Raw genomic sequence first — 26,629 nt, forward strand, 5'->3', positions numbered from 1 at the left:
GATATCTATGGTCTATAATTTGAAAAAGTAAAACGTTTATAGTAAACCAAAAATATGTTAAGTGCTATTATTTTAGATGATGAAATTTTGGCTCAGGAAAGGCTAAAGTTACTTTTGCATGACAATCATGTAATTGTTCTTGAAATGTTTACAAATGCGAAAAGAGCCTTGCAATGGTTGCAATACCATCAAACCGACATTATTTTTGTTGACATTAGGTTGCCTGAAATTAGTGGTCTTGAGTTCGTCCAGCAATTCAAACAATTTAACACTCAAGATACGGCTATTATTTTTTCTACTGCCTATGATGAGTTTGCAGTAGATGCTTTTTCCTTAAATGCAAAAGACTATCTTCTAAAACCTGTATGTGCAAACCGATTAAAGGAAACACTACGCAGAATCCTAAAATATAAAAACAATACGGATAATAGTCATTTTCATTATTTTACCATTCAATTAAAAAATGAATGGATTAAAATACCATGGCAAAAGGTTACTTATCTTCAAGCTGAAGATAAATCTGTTTTTTTGTTGACAGACAATAACGAGCGTTATGAATTACCTAAAACCCTGACCTATTGGGAAGAACAACTAAAAAACAAGGTGGTTAGAGTTCATCGCAATACACTGGTAATGAAACATATGTTAGAATCCCTAACGAAAATTGAGCATAATGGTAATAACAGGTGGCATGCTAAAATTATCAACTCTAATACTCTGTTACCAATTAGTCGCAGACAACTTGGTTATGTTCAACAACAATTTTGTGAAGAATAATAATGAAATATATTGATGAAGCTACAATAGAAACAATTGCAGGTAATGGTGGAAGTGGAGCTGTGAGTTTCCGTCGGGAAAAGTTTGTTCCTAAAGGTGGCCCTGATGGAGGTGATGGTGGAAGAGGAGGAAGTATTTTTGCCATTGCTGATGAAAATACCAATACACTGATTGAATACCGATTTACGAAACGATTTCAAGCTAAAAATGGTGAAAAAGGGCATGGTTCGGATAGATACGGCAAAGGTGCTGATGATATTTATCTCAAAATGCCGGTTGGAACTATTATTAGAGATAAGAATACTAAAAAAATAATTGCTGATTTAACCTATAACCAACAAACAGTTTGTTTAGTCAGAGGAGGTAAAGGGGGACTAGGTAATGTTCATTTTAAATCTTCTACTAATCGTGCCCCCAGACAATCTACGCCCGGGGAAGACGGCGAGGTGAAAACCTTAGAATTAGAATTAAAAATAATGGCTGATGTTGGACTGCTCGGATTACCCAATGCAGGAAAATCTACTTTTATTCGCGCTATATCATCAGCTAAACCTAAAGTTGCAGACTATCCTTTCACGACACTGCACCCTAATTTAGGTACAGTGAAAATCAATGAAGATAATAGTTTTGTAGTAGCTGATATTCCTGGGTTAATAAAAGGTGCTGCAAATGGTGCAGGTCTAGGACACCAGTTTTTAAAACACCTAAGTAGAAATCATTTATTATTACATATAATTGATATTGCACCTTTGGACGAGACTATTAATTTAGAAGAAGAAGCTGTCTCTCTTGTGAAAGAGCTGAAAAAATTTGATCAGAAATTATCTGAAAAGCCTAGATGGATTGTGTTTAATAAAATTGATTTAGTTGATTCAAAAAAAATACAAATAATCCAGGAGAATATTGTTTCTCGACTAAAACAAGAGGCACTAATTCCTCATACTTTTAACCAAACCCACCCTGAAATCTTTAGCATCAGTGCCATAACGAAAAAAGGTCTTGAGCCCTTGTTGTGCGCCATTCAAAATTATTTAAAGTTGATCAAAATCAACCCTAATTGTGATATTGATAATTCATCTTCTCAAAATAACAAAGAAAATACGCATTGCATTCAGCCTAGCAACACTCCCTAAAAATAATTTGAAAGTGTTACCTCTCCAAGGTAGAATTAACTACATTTAGCTGCCACCAAAAATTACTATGTTAAAAATATACAATACTATTACTAAACAAAAAGAAGAATTTCAGCCAATTAACCCTAAATCTGTATTAATGTATGTATGTGGAATGACCGTGTATGATTACTGCCACCTGGGACATGCAAGATTGATGGTAGTTTTTGATATTATTGCCCGTTGGCTTAAAGAGCTAGGATACCCTTTAACTTATGTTAGAAACATTACAGACATAGATGATAAAATTATTGCACTTGCTCAAAAAAACAATGTACCCTATGAAGAAATAACTACCAAGTTTATCAACGCTATGCATAAAGATTCTGATGCATTGGGTGTTCTCAGACCAGATATAGAACCCAGAGCAACAGAATATATTCCTGAAATTATTAAAATGATTGAAACCTTGATTAATAATCATAAAGCATATGTGGCAGAAAATGGAGATGTATATTATTCAGTCAAAGAATTTCCTGCTTATGGTCAATTATCAGGAAAAAATCCTGATGAATTAAGAGCCGGTGAACGTGTTAATATTAATGAAGCTAAAAAAGATCCTCTAGATTTTGCCCTATGGAAAGCTGTTAAACCAAATGAGCCATACTGGCCTAGCCCATGGGGAGATGGCAGACCCGGATGGCATATTGAATGTTCAGCCATGAGTGCTAGCCTATTTGGTGAAGTTTTTGACATTCATGGAGGTGGTGCTGATTTACAATTTCCTCATCATGAAAATGAATTAGCACAAAACTGTGGGGCTAATCATCACTTCGCTCTGGAAACAACCAAACCAAAACTAATTCAAAGTCATGTTAAATATTGGATTCATAATGGATTTGTCCGAGTTGATAATGAAAAGATGTCTAAATCTTTGGGTAATTTTTTTACTATAAGAGAAATTTTAGAGAAATATCCTGCAGAGGTTGTACGTTTCTTCTTACTACGAACCCATTATAGGAGTCCTCTAAACTATTCAGACGCCCATCTGACTGATGCTAAAAATGCACTCACGCGCCTATACACTACATTAAAAAATACACCACCTTCTCTAGAATTTCAGGATATTTCCTATGAGGACAATCACTTCACAAAAAGATTTTTTATTGCCATGAATGAAGATTTTAATACTACCGAAGCGGTTGCTGTTCTATTCGAACTCTCTAGTGAAGTTAACAAAACACAAGATAGTCAATTAGCTAATTATTTGAAGATCCTAGGTAACAAAATAGGCATTCTAACACAAAAACCAACACACTTTTTGCAAGGTGATAATTTATCGAGTTTGAGCAGTAAGGAAATTGAACACATGATTATACAAAGAAACATTGCTAGAGAAACAAAGAACTGGGCAGAGTCTGACAGAATCAGAGATTCTTTATTAGAACATGATATTATTCTCGAAGATGCAGCGGAAGGAACAACATGGCGCAAAAAATAAATAATCATTGATACCATTGAATTTTTACATTGGAAGATCCTAGCATATTTTCTAGTTGCTCCATTAATGCTTGCTCCGGTTTTACCTGCCATTCATCTGAAATTATCAAAGAACTTTCAATAAATTCATCTTGATACATAATAGATACCTTTAATGCAGATGAATGACTCTTATAACGTTCTAACAATTTAAATAACTCTAACACAGGAGAGTGTGGATTTAAGCACAATTGTAAACCACTTGCATAAGAAACTATCATATCATCAATAGTTACAACCTTATTAACTGTTATTTTCAATTCTTTAGATTTACTATATTCGTCTGTTCTAACACGGCATGAACAAAAAATAGGCATATCAGGATGAATAGACACACTACAAGATCTCATAACCTCCTCATTCAATATAATTTCTTGACGAGCAGACATATCGTCTATCTCCAAAATCCATATCTTACGGCCAGATTTGGTAATCAAACTCCTCATCTTAGTAACAAAACCTGCTATCCAAATATTACGATCTGAGGGTTTTAATTCACTTAGATGAACTCTTGGTAAATGCTGTAAATCAACCTTATAAGGCTCAAATGGATGTGCGGAAATATAAAAACCAATAGCCTCTTTTTCCTCTGCCAGTCTCCTACTTAATTTCCAAGGGATCGTCTCCTGCATGTTGGCTGCTGTTTTTACTTCTTCATCTAAATCAAACAATCCCCCTTGAAACTGATTCTCCCCTTTTTGATCAGCATAACTTAATGCAAAACCAATATTTTCAAACAATAATGCTCTGTTACTTTCAAGGCTATCAAATGTACCCGCTTTGATTAATGATTCTAATGTTCTTTTATTGATGACATTTTTGCTTAACCGGCCACAGAAATCAAATAGATCTTGATATGAACCATGTTTTTCCCTCTCTAAAATTAAAGCTTCTACTGCAGCTTCACCTACCCCTTTAATGGCACCCAATGCATAACGGATTGAGTCTGTACCCTGTGGTATAAAACAATAAAATGATTCATTGATATCAGGAGGAAGAAATTTTATATTGTTTTTTTTGGCATCTTCATAAAATATCTCTAACTGATCTGTATTATGCAATTCACTTGACATCGTAGCACTCATAAATTCAACTGCATAATGGGCTTTTAACCAAGCTGTTTGATAAGCAATCAAGGCATAGGCCGCTGCGTGAGATTTATTAAATCCATATCCTGCAAATCGTTCCATATAATCAAATATTTCATTTGATTTTACAGTATCAATTCCTTTTTCTTTAGCTCCCAAAACAAAAATCTCTCTTTGTTTTAGCATCTCTTCTACTTTTTTCTTTCCCATAGCCCGACGTAATAAATCAGCACTCCCCAAAGAATAACCTGCACAAATTTGAGCTGCCTGCATTACTTGTTCTTGGTAAACCATGATACCATAGGTGGGCTCTAAGATTTCTTGTAAAAAAGGATGTAAATACTCAAATTTAGCTCCATGCATCCTCTGAATGAAATCTGGTATTAAATCCATAGGACCTGGGCGGTATAGCGCAACAAAAGCAATAATTTCTTCAAATTTAGATGGTTTGGCCTCAAATAACATTCGCTTCATACCATTTGATTCAAATTGAAATACCGCAGTTGTATTAGCATTTTGAAAAATTTTAAACGCCAATACATCATCTAAAGGGATTTTTGAAATATCTACTTCTTTATCTCTATTTTTCTTTATCAGGTCTTGTGCCATTTGTAGAATAGTCAAATTTCTCAAACCTAAAAAGTCAAATTTAACCAGTCCCACTGCCTCCACGTCTTCTTTATCATACATAGAAATAGTTGCACTATCTGTCCCAGAAGGTTTATAGATAGGGCAAAAATCAGTGAGCTTATTGGGTGCAATTAGTACTCCCCCTGCATGCATACCGGTATTACGAACTAAATCCTCTAATTTTAAGGCGAGTCTCATCAACTCTTCTGCTTCTTCTGCATGTATTAGCCGTTGAATATCGGGTTCTAATTCCATTGCTCTTTGCAAACTAACAGGCCGATTTGTCTCTATAGGAATTAATTTTGATAGCCTATCACATACCCCAAAAGGAATACCCAGTACCCTTCCCACATCTCTAATGACTGCTCTAGAAGACATTGTTCCAAAAGTAACAATTTGGCTAACCGCCATTTCTCCATATTTACTTCTCACATAATCAATCACTCGATTTCGATTATCCTGACAAAAGTCAATATCAAAGTCAGGCATAGAAACTCGTTCTGGATTTAAAAACCTCTCAAAGAGTAAATTATATTTAATAGGATCTAAATCTGTGATCTTGAGACTATACGCCACAAGAGATCCTGCACCAGACCCCCTGCCTGGGCCAACTGGACATCCATTATTTTTAGCCCAATTAATAAAATCTGCCACAATCAAAAAATAACCTGAAAATCCCATTTGAATAATAATATCCAGCTCAGAATCAAGTCTTTCTTGATAAATAGGAAATACTCTTACTCTTTCCTCTTCATCTGGAAATAAAAATGTTAATCGTTCTTGTAATCCCAGTTTTGAAACTTTAATTAAATAATCCTCAAGACTTTCATTATGAGGTGTTGGGAAAATAGGTAAAAAACTTTTATTCAATGTTAAACTAACCGTACAACGTTTGGCAATTTCATAACTATTCTGCAATGCACTTGGCAAATCTTTAAATAGTTGATTCATTTCATATTTTCCTAGAAAATATTGACTAGGATGAAACTTGCGAACTCTTCGCTCATCTTCTAAAACATATCCAGAGGCGATACAAACTTTTGCTTCATGAGCAACAAAGTCTTCTTGTTGCATAAATTGGATAGGATGAGTTGCTACAAGTGGCAAATTTAGCTCTTGAGCGAGTAGTAACGAACCTGAAAGGTTAATTTCTGCTTCTTTTTTTAATTCGTCCATTCTTGAACGAATAGAAACATCACCTGCCAAAGATACGTCAAAATAACGTTGGATTTCTAAATAAAAGTTATCTTGGAACCAGTCTGCTAACTTCTGAGCATATTCCTTTGCTTTTTCCGATTTATTTTTCAACAAATAATACCCAACAACCCCTTGTTGTGCACCTGATAAGCATATAAGGTTTGTTTTATCAATTTCCTCAAGCCATTGCCAACGAATCATAGGTGTATCTAGTTTTTTATCTCTCTCCATGTAAGCATGAGTCAAGAGTTCGCATAAGGACAAGTATCCCACATAATTTTTAGCCAATAAAAGCACACGATGAGGTTGAGAGTTATCATCTATATTCTCTAAAGAGAAATCTACGCTAAAAATAGGCTTGATCCCATTTTTACGACATATATTATAGAATTTTACTGCTGCAAACATATTCATGTTATCGCTTAAATTTAAAGCAGGAAAGTTCTCATCTTTTGCAAATTTAACTGCATCATTAATACGAATAATGCTACTCTCTATTGAGTATTCTGAGTATAGTCTTAAAGGAATATATGAAATTGTCATTCTAACTGATTATTACCTGATGATACTTCTTCTCGAGTCTCGGAAAAAAGCCTGAAAAACTGATAACTCTGGGTGAATCTCTATCATAGGTTTAATTTTTTCTTTAGCTTCGTCTAAGGTTAAATCTTGTCTATAAATAATGTTATAGACCTCTTTGATGTGGGAGATCTCTGCAGCTGAAAAACCATTTCGCCTTAAGCCCTCTATGTTTAATCCTACTGGTTTTAATTTATATCCTGCCGCCATAACATAAGGTGGAACGTCTTTATCAACACGAGAAGCAAATGCCGTCATAGCGTATTCACCTATCTGACAAAACTGAAAAATTAAAGTAAAGCCACCTGTCACAACATAATCTTTAATAATCACGTGACCTGCTAAACTCGTACCATTTGCTAATATTGTATTATTTCCTACAACACAATCATGAGCGATATGTACATACGCCATAATCCAATTATGACTACCTACTCTAGTCTCGCCCACACCAGTTACTGTGCCAACATTAATTGTACAATACTCTCTTATGGTATTACTATCACCAATGATTAATTTGGTATCCTCTCCCTTATATTTCTTATCCTGAGGAATAGCCCCTATAGAAGCAAACTGAAATATTCGATTATATTTACCAATGACCGTTGAACCTTCAATAACAACATGTGATTTAATCACCGTTCCATCATCAATTTTAACATGTGGTCCAATCACTGAATAGGCTCCCACTTCCACGCTAGGTGCTAACTCAGCTTTACTATCTATAATAGCCGTTTTATGAATATTACTCATTAACACTTCCCTATCTATCCAATATTTTTCCTCGCACATGTTATTTCAGCTTCTGTTGCGACCTCATAATCAACTGAAGCTTTAACTGAAAATTTTCCTACGCCACTTTTTTGATTCAATATAGAAGCTTCCAATATCAGTGTATCTCCTGGAAAAACGGGTCTTTTAAATCGAGCATTAGTAATAGAAGCAAAAAAATATAATTCATCTTCTTGGGTTTCAAAACTTAATGTAGCTAGAACAGCAGCAGTTTGTGCCAATGCTTCTATGATCAAAACACCGGGCATTACTGGATAACCTGGAAAGTGTCCCATAAAATAAGGTTCATTCATAGAAATACTTTTTAATGCCTTGATACTCTTTGACAGTTCCAATTCTATAACTCGGTCTACTAATAAAAATGGGCTTCTATGCGGTATGATCTTCTCTATGTCTTTGGCTTCCAAAGGTAAAATAACTGATTTCATCAATGTGTCCTTTTAATTTATTCTGGATCCTTTATTAATTTCTTTTCTATATTTGTTAATCTTTGATTCATGTCTCTTAATCGCCTTAAATAAACTGCATTATACTTCCAATCTTGATATTCGTGAAATGGGTATGAGCCCGCATATTGTTTTCCAGGATGGTCAATTGAGTGACTAACGATAGTAGCTCCAGCAATCAAAGTATCATCTGCAACGGTTAAGTGACCTGTAAATTTAGCAGCACCTGCAATACGACACCTTTTCCCTATTCTTGTGCTTCCTGCCAATCCAACCATAGCAGCAATAGCTGTATGCTCACCAATCTCACAATTATGAGCGATTTGTACTAAGTTATCTATTTTGACGCCTTTATGAATCACTGTATTTCCAATAGCACCCCGATCTATAGAAACGTTAGAACCTATCTCTACATCATCATGTATCTCCACATTACCCACTTGAGGAATTTTTTCCCAACTAGCGCCATTCCAGGCAAATCCAAATCCATCCGCCCCGATAACACTACCTGAATGAATTTCTACATTATCGCCTATGGTACTACCATTATAAATGGTTACATTGGGGTGAATATAACAGTGCTCTCCAATAGTTACATCTTTCCCAATAACAGAACCAGATGATATACGAGTATACGCACCCACTTTAACACCTTTTCCAATAAACACGTTAGCACCTATCTCAACAGTTGCATCGATTTGATCAGATTCGATCACTGCACTAAAGTGTGTAGTACAATTCGAAACTTCCGCGGGGTGGAAATATTGTAATACACGTGCAAAATATAAATAAGCATTATCACAAACAATAAAGCTTTTATCAAAATATTCTGTATAGTCAAAATTAGAACCCACAATCAAAGCACAAGCCTTGGATTGATAAACCTCATTCTTTAAACGATGATCAGTTAAAAATGATAACTGTTTCTCCGTAGCTAAATCCAATGATGAAATACCCTCTACTATCAAATCTGACCCTACTAACATACCTCCAAATAGAGTAATTAATTCAGATAACTCTACCGCCATCTTAGACATAATTCAAATCCAGAAACTATTAATGACATAATAATACCATTATTAGCTATTTATAACGATCAATAAAAAAAGGAACTGCAATTCACAGTTCCTTAGATAAAAAACAATAACCTTAGAAAGTATTACCAATATTAAATTGAAAAGCTTGTTCCCTATCACCTGCTTTTTTATTCAAAGGCTTTGCCCAACTGAATCTTAGAGCCCCTAAAGGAGATAACCAAACCATACCAATACCAGCACTATAACGTAATTCTTTTTCAAAACTACTCTTATAGCTTTCTTTATATTCGAAGTTATCCAATGGCCCACGAGTTTTACCATCCCATAAACTACCTGCATCTGCAAACACACTCAAACGTACTGTCTGTGAATCCTTCAAACCAGGCATTGGAAAGAATAACTCCGCTGTCCCAGTGACCAATCTGGTGCCACCAATATAATCAACATCACCATACCAATTATTAATTTTAGGACCTATTGATGAAGCATCATAACCTCTGATAGAACCCATACCCCCCGTATGAAAATTATAAAAGAACGGCACATCATGACTATGTCCATATCCTTTGACATAGCCTGCCTGCCCAGTCAACATAAAAGTCAAATTTTGAGTTAACGGAAAGAACCACCATTCTTGGTGTGTTAATTTGTAAAACTCATGATCACTCACACTAGGGAGAGTTGCTTCAAATTGGCTTTCTAAGATATAACCACGAGTGGGCCATAAATAACTGTCAATAGTTGATCTTCTCCAAGAGACAGAGACCGGGTAAATTGTACTAGAGTTACCGTGTTTAGCAACATAGTTTTTATAATAAATAGGGCTTCTCTCATATAAATCAACTCTCTTATGTTCTGCACCTATTCTAAAATTGATTTTATCATAATCAGTGACAGGAAAAACAAACTTCAACCCACCGGTAAGTGTTTTTGCCTTATAAGAGCTGGTTTCAACATCATTAGGATCAAACTTAATGGCTGAAAAATCAAATCCAGCACCCACACCATGCTTTGTGTAATATGGATTCAAATAGTCTAATGTCAAAGCTTTAGAAGTACCACCAGTAGAAACATTTAAGGCAATTTGTCTACCTGTTCCCCATAAATTATCATGAGTAAATTTACCACTAACCACAACTCCATCATCCTGAACATAACCCACTGAGAAATCCAGTAACCCTACGTTCGATTCCTTAACATCTACTGCCAAATCGACTTGATCTGCACTATCTTCAACTGGTACTTCTTGAACTGTTATATCTTCAAAATACCCCAAGTCTCCTATTCTCTCTTTAGAACGTTTAATTTTTTGAGCATCATAAGAAGTATTCTCTTGCTGTCTCATCTCACGACGAATCACTTCATCTCTCGTTTTAGTATTGCCTGTGATATTAATCTGACGTACATAAATCTTCTGATTTGCATTCACTACAATATCAAATCCTAGAGAGTTATCAGAATTACGATGAGGATTGACTTGCACGTCCGCTTTTGCATATCCTGATTTACCTAATTCCATTTTGATGTCACTAACAACATTATCTAATTGTGTTTGATTAAACCACTTAGAAGTGTTAAAAGCGAATCTTGTATTATGATTGTCCGCTATTGCTTGCAAACGCTCCATAGGAACTTCTTTGAAATCTCCCAAAACATTAATTTTTCCCCAAGTATAACGAACTCCCTCATTTAACACTATTTTCAGGGTCATATTCTGAGGGGAATCAATATCAATCTCTGGCTCAAATTTGACAATAGCAAAATCATAAAAGCCTCTATCTTTGTAGTATTTTGTAAGTGCTTTTTGATCCACATCACTCTTAATGTATGCATATATATCATTTTTAGTAAAAAAGGACATAATGTTATGTTGCCCCATACTCATACGACGTTTGAGCGTTCCATCGGAGAAATTGACATTACCTTCAAACTCTACCTTTCTAATTCTTGTCGTAACTCCTTCATCAACATTAATAGTCAATGCTACCCTATTTCTCTCTAGCTCCGTTACTTTTGGTGACACTACAGCATTATTTTTACCTAAATTCAAATACTCCTGTTGCAATCCCTGAGTCACCGCTTTCAAAACAGCAGGATCATAAACTTTAGCTTCAGCTACACCTAAACGTTTCAAATTATCCTTGATCAATTGATTAGAAATTGCCTTACCACCCGTCACCACTACTGAATCAACAATAGGACGCTCGATAACAGTCAATAAGACTTGATCATTTTGTACCTCTACCTGTACATCCGAGAAGTAACCCGTCGCATATAGATCTTTAATAATTTGTTCGCCCTTAGTAGAAGTAAATTGACCTCCTACGTTTATGGGTAAATAATTGAACACAGTCTCTGGTTCAATTCTCTGCAATCCTTCAATACGTATATCTTTTATTGTAAAATCTTTAGCTATCGAAGGTACGGATAAAAATAAGCCCGCCAAACATGTCACTATTAATTTTTTATTCATTTTAAATTACCCAAAAATCCTAACGAAATCATTTGAAAAAGCAATAAACATTAACAATACGAGGAACAAAAATCCTAACCGCGTTCCAAACGCTCGCTCCGCATCACTCATAGGTTTACGCCTTACCCATTCAATAAACGAAAACAAAATACCACCCCCATCCAATATAGGAACAGGTAACAGATTAAAAATCCCAATACTTACACTAATAGCCGCTATAAATGCTAAATAAGTCATTAAACCGATCGCAGCTGTTTCATTTGCATAACTAGCCATAGTAACTGGTCCACTAATATTCACTAATGAACTCTTACCGACCACTATCCTCCCCAAAAGGAATAATATCTGTTTAGAAAAATAACCAACTTTACCAAACGCCATTTTAACAGACTCTAACAAATTAGGATAATAAATGTCGCTATTTTTTTTAGCCAGTATCTCATCAATCTTATTTTGCACTCCAATCTTCCCTATAGGCCTAGAATTCTTTGCTTCTAATAAACTATCAGGAATTACAACGGTTTCAAACTTTTCTCCCCCCCTTTGATACAAAACATCAATTTTTTGACTAGGATGGTTTCTAATAATACTAGCAAAATTGGTATAATTTTCTACTTTCTCGTGATTTAATTCTAAAATGATATCATCAGCCTGCAAACCTGCTTTACTAGCGGGACCATCAGGTGATACCATTTCTATCTCATTAGTGACTCTATGTGGGTAAAGGCCAAAACCACTTTTACCTAATAAAATACTCCTAACTTCTTGTGGGTATTTTTCGGTATCAACTTTTCTTATTTGTGGTTGTCCTGAGGCATCAATTACTTCATACTGTAATCCATTTTCTAAATTTTCCATGGTCAATATAGACACATCTGAAAAATCTTTTACTAATTTTTGATTTATCTTAATAATATAGTCACCCTCTTGAAATCCAGCTTTTTCAGCCAAAGAATCTATAGCAACCATATTCACTTCTGGTTTTAACGAGGTGATACCCTCATGATAAAAAACTAAGCTAAACAGTAGAACACCTAAAACAAAATTAATAAATGGGCCAGCAAAATAAATTAGAATCTTTTTCCATGGCGCTTGTAAATCAAAGGCATATTGTTTCTCCACCTCATCAACTTCGCCTAATCTTGTATCCAACATGCGCACATATCCGCCTAAGGGGATTAAACTTAAACACCATGTAGTATCATTCCATGTTTTACTACACAACACCTTACCAAAACCTATTGAAAATTTTTCAACTTTAACACCAAAAAACTTTGCCACTAAATAATGACCTAGTTCGTGCACAGTCACAATGGTAGTAATTGCTATTAAGAAATAAAATACTTGACTCAAATAATAATCCTCATCTGTAAATTTCAATTAAAATTTCTAGTTGCTAATTCTAGCGTTTTTTGTCTTACTATATTATCTTTATATAATAATGTCTCTAAATCACTATATTCTTCTGATGCTAAGTTATTCAACACCTCAACAACTAAAAAATAAATATCAGTAAATTTTATTTTATTTTCTAAAAACAGACCTACTGCAACTTCATTCGCTGCATTTAAAATACAACCTGAATCTAATCCTTCTTCTAACACTTGATATGCCAAACCAAGTGCCGGAAATCTTTTAGGATCCACCTTCATAAAATGTAATTCTGACATACACTCAAAATCCAACTCATTAGCACCCGACTCTATTCGTTCAGGATATGCCAAACAGTACTCGATTGGTATTTTCATATCTGTCACACCAAGCTGCGCCAAAACAGACTCATCAATCAATCTGACCATACTATGTATGATACTCTCAGGATGAATGACTACTTTTATTTTATCTGCTGGTAAGTTAAAAAGCCATGATGCTTCAATAACTTCTAAAGCTTTATTCATCATTGTAGCAGAATCAATAGATATTTTTGTACCCATCCTCCAATTCGGATGACTCAAAGCTTCTACGACAGCCACTTGTTCCAATTGTTTAAGTGGAGTATGCAAAAAAGGCCCGCCCGATGCTGTCAAAACAATATTTTTGACTTGCTCTAATTTATGAGGTAGTACCTGAAAAATAGCATTATGCTCACTATCCACAGGCAAGACTAAAGACCCCGATTTTTTTACAACTTGGAGAAATAATTTCCCAGCCAAAACTAAAGTTTCTTTGTTCGCTAACAGTATTCTTTTACCAGCCTGAGCTGCTGCAAAAGTGGGAATAGCCCCAGCTGCCCCCACAATAGCGGAAATAACAACATCAACCTCACTATCACTGGCCACATCTCTCAATGCTGACAATCCAGCTAAAACTTGGGTTTTAGAATATCCGCCTAATTGATCTTTCAACCAATCACTATCAGTTTGATTCGCCATCACTGCAAATTTAGGTTGATGCTTGAAACACAGTTTAAGTAATTTTTCTTTTTGTGTATAAGCTGTCAAAGCAAAAACTTCAAATAAATCTGAATGCTGTTCAATAACTTGCAAGGAACTCAACCCAATGCTACCCGTAGCACCTAAAATAGTAATTTTTTGTCTAGCCATCTTAAATTATCTAAAAGCTTGTAAGCACAAAACCAAAATCGGATATATTCCCAAAACAGCCACTAACGAATCAACTCTATCATAGACACCTCCATGACCAGGTAATAATTTACCACTGTCTTTAACGCCTGCACACCTTTTTAGCCAACTCTCAAATAAATCGCCAATGACACACACGCAAGTTAAAGGAACCGAGCATACTACCAAAAAAAATAATCTGAACCAAGAAAAAGAATCAACTAATTGCATATAATATAAACTAAAATATACTATACCGTAAATAACTACTATAACAATAGCCCCCAATACACCCTCAATACTTTTTCCCGGACTAATTTGTGGAGCTAACTTATTTTTACCAAATTGCCTTCCAACAAAATATGCAGAAATATCAGCAACCCATACCAGTAAAATTAAATACAAAATAACAAAGTTAACTTGAGTTAAACTCATCGCACCTGTAGTTGTCTTGTAGATAAACAACTGCGCAATGTAGCTTCCAAAAGGAATAAACATTAACCAACCCAAAATAGATGTTAGTACAATATTTTCAAGCTTAATTTTATTTTTTAAAACTAAAGGTACAATTACTAACCAATAGCACAACAACAATAATCCTAGAATCAACGATAGACAAGGAACATCTTGGATAATATCCACTATATCCCAGTAAAATACAACGCCCAATATTCCTAAAGACAATAATAAATAAATAATAGACCAAATTTTAGGCATTTTAACAATACGAGTGTATTCCCACATTGCTAATATAGTTAGAACACTACTAAATAACAACCAACCAACCTTATCAGTGAATACTACAACTACTAATATTAGTAGCAATAAACAAACTGCTGTTCTAACTCTTTGAAATAACATAATTAGTCTCTTCTTTCATGTATCAGTAGTTGCTCTGAAGTTCGACCAAATCTTCTTTCCCTATTTTGAAATGATTCAATTGCTAGAATTAACTGCGCTTTATCAAAATCTGGCCATAAAGTACCAGTAAAATAGAACTCTGTATATGCCATCTGCCAAAGTAGAAAATTACTAATTCTAATTTCCCCACCTGTACGAATATATAACTCCGGCTCTGGCAAATCATGGAGTGCTAAATGAGATTGTATATCATCCTCTGTAACTTCTTGATAACCATCTCGAATCAACTGGTTGACCGCATTCACGATATCCCAACGCCCCCCATAATCCGCCGCAACAGTAATCGTAAACAGATTATTATTCCTAGTTAATGCCTCACCTTTTTTGATCTCCTCAACTATTTCATGACTCAAACGATGAATATTACCAATAAATCTAAAGCGAATATTATTTTTATGTAATTCATGAATTTTACACTCTAATGATCTCAAAAAAAGATTCATTAAAAAATCAACTTCGATCTTAGGCCTTTTCCAATTTTCAGTAGAAAAAGCAAACACGGTTAAATTCTTTACTCCTAGATCAATACAGTCTTTAACAATACTCTCAAGTACCTCTAAACCTTTTTTATGCCCCATAACTCTGGGCATTTTTCTTTTCTTTGCCCATCTACCGTTACCATCCATGATAATAGCTATATGTGAAGGAATAGCTTTACTTTTATTCTTAGAGGAAACTTTTTTCATATATATTTATATTGGTCGAATTATAACTCTAATAAATCTTTTTCTTTTTCTTCAATTATTGAAGCAACTTCATTAATGTATTGATCAGTAATTTTTTGAATTGATTCTTCTGAACGACGAGCGTCATCTTCTGATATATCTTTATCTTTCAACAGATTTTTGATTTCATTATTTGCTTCTCTTCTGATATTTCTAATAGCTATCTTAGTCCCTTCACCTTCTGATTTGACAATTTTAGTCATCTCTTTACGTGTTTCCTCTGTCAACATAGGCATAGGCACACGAATCATATCCCCAGAGGAAGCAGGATTCAACCCTAAATTTCCATCCCTAATAGCTTTTTCAATAACATTTAACATATTCTTTTCATAAGGTTTTACGCCTAAAGTTCTTGAATCTAATAAGGTCACATTGGCAACTTGACTAAGCCTAACCATACCACCATAGTAATCCACTTCAACCTGATCTAAAAAACCAACGTGGGCTCTACCAGTTCTTACTTTAGTTAAATTATCTTTTAAAACCTCAATTGTTTTAGTCATTTTATCATCAACTGTTTTTTCTACTTCTCTTAACATGATCAAATACCTCTCTCTTATCAATTAACAATTAATTATACACTTAATGTCATTATGGTAGGAGATTGTAATTAGTATTCAAGAATGGACTAACGTACCCTCGCTTGCTCCTAAAACAATCTTTTTTAGAATACCTTTTTGAGAGATACCAAATACAATAATGTCCAGTTTTTGCTCTCTACAAAGAGTAAATGCAGTTGCATCCATTACTTTTAATTGTTTGTTAATGGCCTCATCAAAAGTAATATTATTATATTTAACCGCTTCTGGATTTTTTTTGGGATCCTCACTATATATGCCATCTACATTAGTCGCTTTTAATAAAATATCACAATTCATTTCAACAGCACGCAGGGCTGCGGCTGTATCAGTTGTAAAAAATGGATTCCCAGTACCCCCCGCAAATATCAAAAGCTTCCCTTCATCTAAATATTGCATAGCTTTAGGCCTTGCGTAAGTTTCTACTACTTGTTGAATACTTAGGGCTGATTGAATACGAGATGAAATCCCCATAGACTTAAAGGCTTCATTCAAGGCCAAAGCATTCATTATTGTGGCGAGCATTCCCATATAGTCAGCTGTTGATCGTTCCATACCTTCAGCAGCACCTGAGATTCCTCTAAATATGTTACCACCTCCAATAACTACTGCTACTTCAACACCTAAATCAACAATCTCTTTTACCTCATTCGTAATAAACATGACAGTGTCTCTGTTAACACCAAAAGGATCACTTCCCATCAAAGATTCCCCTGATAATTTCAATAAGATCCTCTTATATTTTAAGTCAAACATCATTCATCCTTACTACATTTCAATTATCTTAATGATTATAGCCTAAAAAAAACACTCTAAGAGAACTTTTAGAGTGTTTTGAGTGATTCAGTAGTATTAAACTTTAGCAGCTGCAGCTACTTCTGCAGCATAATCAGTAACCTTTTTTTCCAGCCCTTCACCAACATGATAAACAGTAAAATCAATCACAGTTGAAGCATGTTCTTTTAATAATTGTTCAACTGTTTGATCAGGATTTTTGACAAACTGTTGCCCCAACAAAGTTATCTCTGCTAAGAATTTCTTCAAACGGCCATCTACCATTTTTGCAATAATCTCTTCTGGTTTACCTGAATCAGCTGCTTGTTCAGTATAGATACGGCGTTCTTTTTCTATCAACTCTTGATCAACTTGATCACTAGAAACACACTGTGGCCTTGAGGCTGCAACATGCATTGCAACATCTCTCGCTGTTACTGCATCACCTTTAAATTCCACAATAACACCAATTCTACTACCATGCATATAACTAGTTAATTGGTTATTAGTTTCATAATACTTAAAACGACGAATCGTCATATTTTCACCTAGTTGAGCAATAATTTCTTTTCTTCTTTGTTCAACCGTTTGATCAACTGAGATCTCAGACTCACTAAGGCTCTCCAAATTTGATGGCTTATTAAGCACTATCGCTTTAGCTACATCATTTGCGAATTCCTTAAAATTTTCATCTTTTGCAACAAAATCTGTTTCGCAATTAACTTCAACTAAAGCGCCACGATTACCTTCTATGTAACTTGCAATAATACCTTCTGCCGCAGTTCTTCCTGCCAATTTACCCGCCTTAGCCCCAGATTTAATACGTAATATTTCTTCAGCTTTTAGAAAATCACCACCAGCTTCTACTAAAGCTTTTTTACACTCCATCATCCCCAAGCCAGTTGTTGCTCTTAACTCTGCAACCATTTTCGCTGTAACTTCAGCCATCGTTCCTCCTAAAATTTATTTTATTGACTGTATAAATTCAAAGTCTTTGTCTTAATTGTTCTCTGAAGCTTCTTGTGAAATAACTTCTTCTTCAGAAAAATTTTCCTCATCAGTTCCCAACGAATCAACCATTTCTTGAATTGATTGAGCTTTACCTTCTAAAATTGCATCGGCAATTCCTCTAGCATAAAGGCGAATCGCTTTGGTGGAATCATCATTTCCTGGAATTACATAATCCACACCATCTGGACTATTATTTGTATCAACGACTGCAATAATAGGAATTCCTAACTTATTTGATTCAACAATAGTACCATTTTGATAACCAGTATCAATCACAAAAATGGCATCAGGTAACCCTTCCATATTTTTAATACCGCCTAAAGATCGCTCTAATTTATCTACCTCACGTTGCAATGTTAACAACTCTTTCTTACTATAGGTTCCATCTACCACACTCTCTAATAATTCTTGTTTTTCTTTCAATCGCTTGATAGATTGCTTAACCGTCTTATAATTGGTTAACATCCCACCTAACCATCTATGATCAACATATGGCGATCCCGCACGAGTTGCCTCTTCACGAATAATATCCCTGGCTTGTTTTTTGGTACCAACAAATAAAATAGTTCCTTTATTTGAAGCCAAACGACGTACATAATCCTGAGCTTGAACATACATTGGAAGTGTTTTTTCTAAATTAATAATATGAATTTTATTCCTAGAACCAAAAATATATTCTCCCATTTTAGGATTCCAAAAACGAGTTTGATGACCAAAATGAACACCAGACTCCAACATTTGACGCATTGTAATATTTGACATTTAATTTTCCTTTTAAAGGGTTATCACTAACACATCTCACACAGAACTCTTTACAAAAGCACCCTTTAGTGAAATGCGCGCTTACTTGTAGAGATTCATTTCAAATTTAAAATGAAATCCGGGAATTATAGCTTATTTTTTAAATAATTAAAAGGTATTACTCTATAAAATATATTTTAATTAAAATGCTGATAAGGTTTATGATAGGATATAGCTTTACCCTAAAGGAATATCATTTCTAATGATACAATTAACTACCATTGAAGAGTTACATAGTTGGCGATCTAGTCTTAAAGGTATCGCATTAATACCCACCATGGGAAACTTACATGAAGGACATTTAACCCTTATTAAAGAAGCGAGAAATAAAGCATCTCATGTTATTGTAAGTATTTTTGTTAATCCAACTCAATTTGGTGAAAATGAGGATTTTAATACCTATCCACGAACTCTACTAGAAGATATTCGAAAAGCCAGCCAAATAGGTGCAGATGCTATATTTTCTCCGGCTGTCAAAGAGATATATCCTCATGGTGAACAAACCATATGGGTTAATCCTGGCAATATTAGTACTCAATATTGCGGAAAAACGAGACCGATACATTTCCGTGGCGTTGCCACCATAGTGGTCAAACTGTTGAATATTATTCAACCAGAGTGGGCTTTTTTTGGCAAAAAGGATTTCCAACAGCTAGTCATCATCAAACAAATAGTAGAGCAATTAAACTTCAGAACCTCTATTATTGGAATTGATACTAAAAGGGACAACAACTCAGGATTAGCTCTCTCTAGTCGTAATCAATATTTAAGTCAGAAACAGAAAGAACAGGCACCTCAGCTATATCAAGCCTTACTAGAAATCAAAGATCATATCCTCAGTGGAAATAAAAATTTTAATGATCTTTGTCAAAAAGCCATTAAAAAACTATCTCACAACGGTTGGCGTGTTGACTATATAGAAGTTGCTAACCAACATGACTTACGACGTGCAACCTATAAGGATAATGATTTAGTTGTACTAGGCGCAGCTAAATTAGGCACCACCCGATTAATTGATAACATTGATTTTATTCTATAATTTTTGAATTTGCTACCTTTTACATAACTCCATAGGAAAAAGTAAACCTATACTTGTCTAAACCATTCATCAATACAATGAACCACTTGTGAATCAAAACACAAGGGTAGGTGTGATCGGTGGATTCTCTTACACGCTCTAAATTCAGGCATTTCCGTTTCTGAAATAGAAACCAATCCATCATTAATTTCATCTTTAGCAAAAACCCTAACTACCCAATTTTCAATACCAGTCCTAGTTCCTCCTATACTTAATAAGGGAACTGCTGGATTCCACAAAGGAACATTCCCATCTAGAGAGTTTTCCCATGATTTACCTAAAACAAACTTAGGCCATTTCTCATGTATCACCCGACCAAACTTACTTCCTTTATGGGGCGTCCCTAGTGTCACCACAAGACTATTTTCGAACATATCTGAAAATAAATGCTGTAGATAACGAATAACAATACCTCCCATACTATGCCCCACAAAATAAACAGTACCTTCCCCTTTAAATTCACGTATACATTCCTCTAAATTTTGAGCACTTTCTTCTACAGAACATTTAAGTGTTGGATATGATAGACATAAGCAAGTATAACCTAACCGATGCAGTTTTCGAGATAACCAAAACATCACTCGACCATTACAGAACAAACCATGCAATAAAACTATTTTCTTGGAATCCATACACGTTCCCTTTTCACAAAACCTTAGAGAGTGATTTAATTTTAACACGCAAAAAAATAAAAAAAAACCCTCAACAAAATGAGGGCTTTACACATAGAACTAAAATTATAACTCATATCTATAGCCGACTGAGTATGATAGATTCTTGCTCTTAGATTTGTTCTTATCAAGCGCATAATTGACAGACGTAGTAATCCGTGAATTCTTATCCAATTTAAATTGAACTGTTGGTTTAATTTCAAACCAACTCTTAGCATTCTTCACAAGACGATTAGCTTCTCGAGAGAATGTAGTATTATAACGCTTCAACCCACCCTCACCGATTAACTTATTCTTCTTATCATCATTCAAGTTCCTATTAGCTGTGATATCAATAGAAGCTCTCATAAACGCAGAATCATCCGGACAGTCATCTGAAATCCTCACACCTAAAGTAGCATATTCTTGATTACGTTTTTGTTTTTTGAACCTCATCGCTGTACTAGATATGCCATTTTCGTCAAACGCCCCTACTTCATAACGATAGCTAGTATAAGCTAATACTGGTGCTAACACCCAAGTATTACCCAATAAAAACTCATATCCTGTTTCGATACGACCACCCCAGGTTTTACCATCAGTTTTAGATTTTTCAACCCGAGCATTTTCGCCTAAAGGAATTGAACGCCCAATGCTATCAAATTTAGTAGTACCACCTGATATTAAACCGTTAATCCACCATGATCCAGTTGAATACTGCGCAAATCCAGTAATGACGAGGTCTTTTTGATCATACTTTAAGTTTTGATGAGGTTTCATTTTACTAATACCCAATGACCCCATTAAGCCAACATCAACCCCCTCTGCTGGACGGAATCCATAACCAATATTCAACCCATTATAAACAATCGCACGGTTATTTAATGAACGATTTTGCTTACTATATCCTCCAGAAAATCCACCAAATACATAAGACTGACCCTGACCCTCATACGGCCTGGCATTAATACGAGTGAGCTCACTTAACAGGTAATCTTGTCTTGCTTTAGCACCAATTTCTAGTGAACGGCTCAAACCAGTCATATAAGCAGGGGCGTTAACAGTAGCAATTGCGTATTCTGCAATTATTCTATGCATTTCAGCACTAGGGTGATGCCAGTCAGTGTACATATAATGGCGACCATCATGACCATGATAATAACGATCCCCTTCATCACAGTTTGGTGCAACTTGTCCAATTGTACACTCTGGAACTAAAATCTCATCAATACCGTAAGCTAGTGGATTATCCATTACTTCCCTAAATAACCCATCAACATCTAATTGAACCACATTACCACCTACCACCTGTTCAATACGACCATTGACTGACTGGTTAAACCAAGAAATTACATTATTTTGAGCCTTGAATACAGTATCAAAATACGCAGCCACTAAAGATCTAGGAATAAATGGGTATCTACTATGAATAGCATTGATATTATTTTCACGGAAGTACTCAATACCTTTACCATCAGCGAGGTTACCAACCCGATTAGCCGGATCTCTTAAAAAACTATCTTGAGATTTCATTAACCAACCACCAATATTAAAAATATCAAGTGGTGTCCCACCTGTAATCATACCTATATCCATTAGCCCTTCTAACATAACACCAGTAAATGAGGTATAGGCAGAACTAGGTAGATTCAAAATAAGGATAGGACCTTGTGCCCCATTATCAATCAGCTTTTGTGCTAACAAACCAGGATACAACGCTTTATCATTCAAATAAGGTTGGTTAGGCATCACACTATTGAATACAGTTCCCCAATTCACAGGATTCATTACAGCATACTGAATATCAGCGGTCACATCGTTACCACCACCCCACAAGATGAATATATCATCCTTGTTAGCACCACCATTTCTTTCTAAATAACGATTAACTTGAGACTTTAATGAATCTCTTCGAATAATCCAGCTCATTGGATCGAAAAGATCATTACGTAATACGGCACCAGACATTGCATAGTTAGCACCACCGAAACGTTCTGGTGTTACTACTTTCCCAGTCAAGGCCAATGACAAATATGAGTTATAGATAACATACGGATTACCATCAGCCACATAAACTGACCCACGACCAAACGAGCCCGTGTCTGACAATGAGTCACCAAATACCACCAAGTTTTTAAATTCAAAATCCTCATATTTAGCATCATAATTATAATCATGAAACCCATATTTCCAACTAATTCTACTATTAGGGTTAGACACTCTCCAAGATAAAGCACCACCTGCACCCGAAATAATTGGTACATATGACGAAGCTACAGACAATGGACCTAAACTCATAGATGGGACAAACGAAGAACTACTAGGTAACCCACTAGAAAGTGCAGGTACCCCACTAGAAAGTGCCGAAGTAGCAGGTACTGAGGAACTAAGTGATGACAATGAATTAAACGGCAATGAGGATAAAGAAGGTAATGTGCTAGATGAAAGAAATGGTCCTGAAATAGACGCAGGAATACTAGACAGTGATAAAACCGGTGAAGATAAACTAAATAATGCAGATGTAGTACTAATCAAACTATTTACTGAGGCACTAGTTGACAGTGAAAATGCTGGCACGCTGCTTGATAACATCGAAACAGCAGATGGCAATGATGGAATACCACTAAGTGATGAAGATGACCCCAATACAGACGAAGATACACCAGCACCAGAAGAAGGTATACTAGATAATGCCTGTGAAACAGTGCTACTCAAGGAAAGAGATGGACCTGACGAACTACTCAATACATTCACAAAAGAACTAGAAGACAACAAACTCGTGATTACAGCAGGAACCAATGAACTTAAAGGTAGACTCGACAAAGATGAAGCAGAACTTGAAGGAATAGAACTCACAGCACTAGACGATAAGGCAGGAATGGCAGAAGGAACAGACAACAAAGAGCTAGGTATCGAACTAGCTGCCAAAGACGAAGGAACTGAACTTAATGGCAATGAACTAGATGAAACAGAAGCACTAACAAATAGTGGAACACTTAAACTCAATGTAGACACACCTAAGCTACTAGAAGTAAAAGAACTGGATTGAGAACTCATGGCCGGCACTAGAGAGCTAACCGATAAACTGCTTGGCAAAGACGATAATGGCCCAGAACTACTCCCCAAAACTAAGCTCGGTATTGCAGAAACGATTAATGGTAGCGAGGATACTAAAAAGGAAGATGAACTGACCGATAATATTGGTGTGGACAACAAAGATGAGCTACCCACAGACAATGATGAAAACGCCACAGAACTAGACAAACTAGCAGGAACTAATAAACTCAACGGAAACAACGACGAAATTGGCACCAAACTGGAAGAAAGCACCGATGAACTAGCTAACATCGTGCTAGATAAAAAAGATGGAGCACTAGAAACACTAAGCACAGATGACGAAATAGATGTAGGTAAAGAAGATAATGATACCGGAATACTAGACAATAGTGTTGACAACGATAATGGCAATCCACTAACACTACTTGTACTGGAAATTAAACCAGATACTAGTGAAGCAACTGGCACCAAACCTGAGGACAATGATGAAGAAACACTAACTGCCAAAGGAACAATCGAACTAACAGACGTAGATGACAAAACACCTGAAGAACTAGCTGATGAACTTAATGGCAAGGCTGAAATCGAACCAACAATCGTCGAAGATGATGGCACTGCCGAACTTAAAGACAATCCAGATAATGCTGAATTCATGCTAGAACTAGGAATCAAGCTCGAAGTAATTATATTCGACGGGATACTTGATAAAGTCAAAGAAGAACTAGCAAATGGTAATGAAAGTATTGAAGATGTAATCATCGCAACCCCCAAAATTGGCCCTACTGAGGAAGAACTAAACGAGCTCGAAGCCAATACTGGCCCTGATAATGGCGCCAATGAACTCAATACGGCACCAGACAAGCTAGAAACACCGCTCACTAAAGACACCATGCCAGGTAAAAAACTAGATAGGAATAGTAATGATGATGATATCGATGAAATAGCTAATCCACTAGACGGGAGTAAAGAAGACGAACCAATCAACAAAGACGATGTAGCAGAAGGAATCAATAAACTAGATGATGACAAACCACTTGAACCAAGTACGCTAGAAATAATAGATGACAACGATGATGAAGGTGCACTAAAAGAACTTATACTAGCCAAAGTACTTGTCACACTGCCCGAAAGTAGAGGTGCAGCACTTACTAAAGATGAACTTAAAGTACTAATACCCAATGAACTTGGCATAGTTGACAATGAGCTAAGTACAGGAGACGAAACTAACGAACTTAAACCTAACGATGACGAAACTACTGCTGATGAACTGACAAAAGGAGCTGATGACGGAAGCACACTTGACAAACTTGATAAAGACAAGTTTGTAATGGCAGAAGAACTGGTTAAGATACTAGATGATATAGGAGAACCTAAAATAATTGCTGAAATAGTGCTCGGCAATCCAATAGAAGTGCTAATCACACTAGGAATACCCAAAATAGAAGATGATAGAGAACTAACAGTAGCACTAAATGAATTTGCTAAAGAGGATACTATTGAGAATGTTTCAGAAAATGAGCTCAGTACAGAAGAGGCTGACTGCGGCACACTGGTAAGTAATGGAGACACCCCAGATAAGCTCAATGGCAATGAAGATGGCAACAAAATACTTGAAAAAATCAAAGGTAATACACTAGGAAGTAATGAACTAGCTGGCACTGAAAATGAAAAGGCCGAAACTGCACTTGGAATAGAAGCAGAACTTGGCACAATACTAGAAATGGAAGCCAAAGGAGCCAAAGGAGCCAAAGCGGATAAACCACTTAATGTAGATAAAGGCCCACTAACTGAAACACCAATAGAAGAAGGTATCGTAGACAATGAAGGTAGCAAAGAACTCAATGCTTCAGAACTACTAACGATAGTTGGTGGAACCACAGATGCTGGTAATTTAGATATAGCAGAAAATGGTGCCAATGATACTAACGACCGTACAGAAGGAAACCTAGGCTGAATCGCATCAGCAAAAATCTCAAACCCAGCGTAATAACCATCCGGCTTAATCATATCAGTTAATTTTGCTAAACTTCTATTATTATCTTTATCATTAATGATACCTGTTAAAAATAAACCTGCTTGCAATACACTGGATAAGATTCCACCAACGTTACTACAACAACCTTCAACAGCAACATCTTGAGCATATGCTTCCTCATAAACTGGTTCATCAGAAACTGGTTGCTCATAGGTTGGGGTTGGATGAACACTTCCCTGCCCGTCATCACCTGACATTGCTACATTATAGGGGGAGATCGAAGAAACTGATTGTGCTGATGCTATGCTTGCAACATAAGACAATACCAACACACCTAGATATTTCTTTTTAAATTTTTGCACTTTATGACTCCTAAATTTTAGTTAACACTTATTTTTTTTAAGCCATCTAAGATGTAAAAATCAATTGCCTGCAAACAACTAATTATTTTCTAAATAGCCACCTAAATCACTGCCCCCTTTTTTTTTTCAGACCACAAAATATCAACCACAGTTATAGACATAACTATGCGGTTAAAATTACACTGTTGCTTTAAGTATACAATAATAAAATGCATTACTCAAATGACTTCAATATTTTGTCTCACTGTTAGTCTCTCTAATATTGATATAAACATAAATACTACCAGCAAATTTTAGCTTTATATATTAATTAAAACAATAATATAATTATATACTTTCTAAAGTTATGCTCACCAAATCCAGTAAAGAATATGTATAAAAAAAGCAACAATAATAAATTAATTCTATTTAATCCTTAGTACCGAAATATTATTTTTTTATCAAATTTGTAATAATGATACACTAG

At 35.5% G+C, this 26,629-nt stretch carries 19 protein-coding genes; 4 read left to right on the forward strand and 15 right to left on the reverse strand.

The features are described from left to right. Positions 1-54 precede the first annotated feature (54 nt). From GKC53_02885 to GKC53_02895, 3 genes are all read left to right on the forward strand, one after another. A complete protein-coding gene (locus GKC53_02885; GenBank protein QRN41090.1) occupies positions 55-777 on the forward strand; it encodes a response regulator in 723 nt (240 codons plus the stop codon). 2 nt (positions 778-779) lie between these two features. Continuing rightward, entirely contained in the window at positions 780-1,910 is a 1,131-nt protein-coding gene (obgE, locus tag GKC53_02890) for a GTPase ObgE (GenBank protein QRN41091.1), read from the forward strand. Positions 1,911-1,977: 67 nt separating this feature from the next. Continuing rightward, the gene (locus GKC53_02895; GenBank protein QRN41092.1) at positions 1,978-3,390 is read left to right on the forward strand and encodes a cysteine--tRNA ligase; all 1,413 of its coding nucleotides are present in this window, start codon (positions 1,978-1,980) and stop codon (positions 3,388-3,390) included. A gap of 4 nt (positions 3,391-3,394) precedes the next feature. Here the strand turns inward: GKC53_02895 and dnaE are convergent, their stop codons facing one another. From dnaE to rpsB, 13 genes are all read right to left on the reverse strand, one after another. Then, on the reverse strand, positions 3,395-6,886 hold the full coding sequence (gene dnaE / locus GKC53_02900; protein QRN41093.1) for a DNA polymerase III subunit alpha: 3,492 nt from the start codon (positions 6,884-6,886) through the stop codon (positions 3,395-3,397). Positions 6,887-6,898: 12 nt separating this feature from the next. Further along, positions 6,899-7,675, reverse strand: coding sequence for an acyl-ACP--UDP-N-acetylglucosamine O-acyltransferase (gene lpxA, locus GKC53_02905; protein QRN41094.1), 777 nt, complete (start codon positions 7,673-7,675; stop codon positions 6,899-6,901). A 14-nt stretch (positions 7,676-7,689) separates the two neighbouring features. After that, positions 7,690-8,142, reverse strand: a complete 453-nt coding sequence (gene fabZ, locus GKC53_02910; GenBank protein ID QRN41095.1) for a 3-hydroxyacyl-ACP dehydratase FabZ — start codon at positions 8,140-8,142, stop codon at positions 7,690-7,692. 17 nt (positions 8,143-8,159) lie between these two features. Continuing rightward, positions 8,160-9,188: a UDP-3-O-(3-hydroxymyristoyl)glucosamine N-acyltransferase gene (lpxD, locus tag GKC53_02915; GenBank protein ID QRN41823.1), complete on the reverse strand. Its 1,029-nt coding sequence runs from the start codon at positions 9,186-9,188 to the stop codon at positions 8,160-8,162. Positions 9,189-9,309: 121 nt separating this feature from the next. Then, entirely contained in the window at positions 9,310-11,670 is a 2,361-nt protein-coding gene (gene bamA, locus GKC53_02920; protein QRN41096.1) for an outer membrane protein assembly factor BamA, read from the reverse strand. Between the two features lie 6 nt (positions 11,671-11,676). Further along, the gene (gene rseP / locus GKC53_02925; protein QRN41097.1) at positions 11,677-13,050 is read right to left on the reverse strand and encodes an RIP metalloprotease RseP; all 1,374 of its coding nucleotides are present in this window, start codon (positions 13,048-13,050) and stop codon (positions 11,677-11,679) included. Continuing rightward, positions 13,047-14,213 (reverse strand): 1-deoxy-D-xylulose-5-phosphate reductoisomerase, encoded by a 1,167-nt coding sequence (locus tag GKC53_02930; protein ID QRN41098.1) that lies wholly within the window; start codon positions 14,211-14,213, stop codon positions 13,047-13,049. Before GKC53_02930 ends, rseP begins: the two co-directional genes overlap by 4 nt. A gap of 6 nt (positions 14,214-14,219) precedes the next feature. After that, complete coding sequence (locus GKC53_02935) at positions 14,220-15,092, reverse strand: phosphatidate cytidylyltransferase (GenBank protein ID QRN41099.1); 873 nt, start codon at positions 15,090-15,092, stop codon at positions 14,220-14,222. A 2-nt stretch (positions 15,093-15,094) separates the two neighbouring features. Beyond that, a complete protein-coding gene (locus GKC53_02940) occupies positions 15,095-15,838 on the reverse strand; it encodes an isoprenyl transferase (protein ID QRN41100.1) in 744 nt (247 codons plus the stop codon). A 20-nt stretch (positions 15,839-15,858) separates the two neighbouring features. Further along, the gene (locus GKC53_02945) at positions 15,859-16,416 is read right to left on the reverse strand and encodes a ribosome recycling factor (GenBank protein QRN41101.1); all 558 of its coding nucleotides are present in this window, start codon (positions 16,414-16,416) and stop codon (positions 15,859-15,861) included. A 78-nt stretch (positions 16,417-16,494) separates the two neighbouring features. Next, the gene (locus tag GKC53_02950) at positions 16,495-17,214 is read right to left on the reverse strand and encodes a UMP kinase (GenBank protein QRN41102.1); all 720 of its coding nucleotides are present in this window, start codon (positions 17,212-17,214) and stop codon (positions 16,495-16,497) included. A gap of 93 nt (positions 17,215-17,307) precedes the next feature. After that, positions 17,308-18,177, reverse strand: coding sequence for an elongation factor Ts (locus tag GKC53_02955; protein QRN41103.1), 870 nt, complete (start codon positions 18,175-18,177; stop codon positions 17,308-17,310). A 51-nt stretch (positions 18,178-18,228) separates the two neighbouring features. After that, the gene (gene rpsB / locus GKC53_02960) at positions 18,229-19,002 is read right to left on the reverse strand and encodes a 30S ribosomal protein S2 (protein QRN41104.1); all 774 of its coding nucleotides are present in this window, start codon (positions 19,000-19,002) and stop codon (positions 18,229-18,231) included. Positions 19,003-19,243: 241 nt separating this feature from the next. Between rpsB and GKC53_02965 the strand changes: the two genes are divergently transcribed. After that, complete coding sequence (locus GKC53_02965) at positions 19,244-20,080, forward strand: pantoate--beta-alanine ligase (GenBank protein QRN41105.1); 837 nt, start codon at positions 19,244-19,246, stop codon at positions 20,078-20,080. A gap of 47 nt (positions 20,081-20,127) precedes the next feature. Here the strand turns inward: GKC53_02965 and GKC53_02970 are convergent, their stop codons facing one another. Both GKC53_02970 and GKC53_02975 read right to left on the reverse strand, forming a co-directional pair. Beyond that, on the reverse strand, positions 20,128-20,751 hold the full coding sequence (locus GKC53_02970; protein ID QRN41106.1) for a hypothetical protein: 624 nt from the start codon (positions 20,749-20,751) through the stop codon (positions 20,128-20,130). 105 nt (positions 20,752-20,856) lie between these two features. After that, positions 20,857-26,163 carry an autotransporter domain-containing protein gene (locus GKC53_02975; GenBank protein QRN41107.1) on the reverse strand — a complete coding sequence of 1,769 codons (5,307 nt, stop codon included), beginning with the start codon at positions 26,161-26,163 and terminating at the stop codon, positions 20,857-20,859. Positions 26,164-26,629: the final 466 nt, after the last annotated feature.

It is taken from the genome of Neisseriaceae bacterium (genome assembly GCA_016864895.1).
Classification (GTDB): Bacteria; Pseudomonadota; Gammaproteobacteria; order Burkholderiales; family Neisseriaceae; genus QFNR01.

Bases quoted from the DNA above. Each gene is read 5' to 3' on its own strand.
- GKC53_02885 (QRN41090.1), top strand. From the start codon at position 55: ATGTTAAGTGCTATTATTTTAGATGATGAAATTTTGGCTCAGGAAAGG.
- obgE (QRN41091.1), top strand. From the start codon at position 780: ATGAAATATATTGATGAAGCTACAATAGAAACAATTGCAGGTAATGGT.
- GKC53_02895 (QRN41092.1), top strand. From the start codon at position 1,978: ATGTTAAAAATATACAATACTATTACTAAACAAAAAGAAGAATTTCAG.
- dnaE (QRN41093.1), bottom strand. From the start codon at position 6,886: ATGACAATTTCATATATTCCTTTAAGACTATACTCAGAATACTCAATA.
- lpxA (QRN41094.1), bottom strand. From the start codon at position 7,675: ATGAGTAATATTCATAAAACGGCTATTATAGATAGTAAAGCTGAGTTA.
- fabZ (QRN41095.1), bottom strand. From the start codon at position 8,142: ATGAAATCAGTTATTTTACCTTTGGAAGCCAAAGACATAGAGAAGATC.
- lpxD (QRN41823.1), bottom strand. From the start codon at position 9,188: ATGGCGGTAGAGTTATCTGAATTAATTACTCTATTTGGAGGTATGTTA.
- bamA (QRN41096.1), bottom strand. From the start codon at position 11,670: ATGAATAAAAAATTAATAGTGACATGTTTGGCGGGCTTATTTTTATCC.
- GKC53_02930 (QRN41098.1), bottom strand. From the start codon at position 14,213: ATGGCTAGACAAAAAATTACTATTTTAGGTGCTACGGGTAGCATTGGG.
- GKC53_02935 (QRN41099.1), bottom strand. From the start codon at position 15,092: ATGTTATTTCAAAGAGTTAGAACAGCAGTTTGTTTATTGCTACTAATA.
- GKC53_02940 (QRN41100.1), bottom strand. From the start codon at position 15,838: ATGAAAAAAGTTTCCTCTAAGAATAAAAGTAAAGCTATTCCTTCACAT.
- GKC53_02945 (QRN41101.1), bottom strand. From the start codon at position 16,416: ATGTTAAGAGAAGTAGAAAAAACAGTTGATGATAAAATGACTAAAACA.
- GKC53_02950 (QRN41102.1), bottom strand. From the start codon at position 17,214: ATGATGTTTGACTTAAAATATAAGAGGATCTTATTGAAATTATCAGGG.
- GKC53_02955 (QRN41103.1), bottom strand. From the start codon at position 18,177: ATGGCTGAAGTTACAGCGAAAATGGTTGCAGAGTTAAGAGCAACAACT.
- rpsB (QRN41104.1), bottom strand. From the start codon at position 19,002: ATGTCAAATATTACAATGCGTCAAATGTTGGAGTCTGGTGTTCATTTT.
- GKC53_02965 (QRN41105.1), top strand. From the start codon at position 19,244: ATGATACAATTAACTACCATTGAAGAGTTACATAGTTGGCGATCTAGT.
- GKC53_02970 (QRN41106.1), bottom strand. From the start codon at position 20,751: ATGGATTCCAAGAAAATAGTTTTATTGCATGGTTTGTTCTGTAATGGT.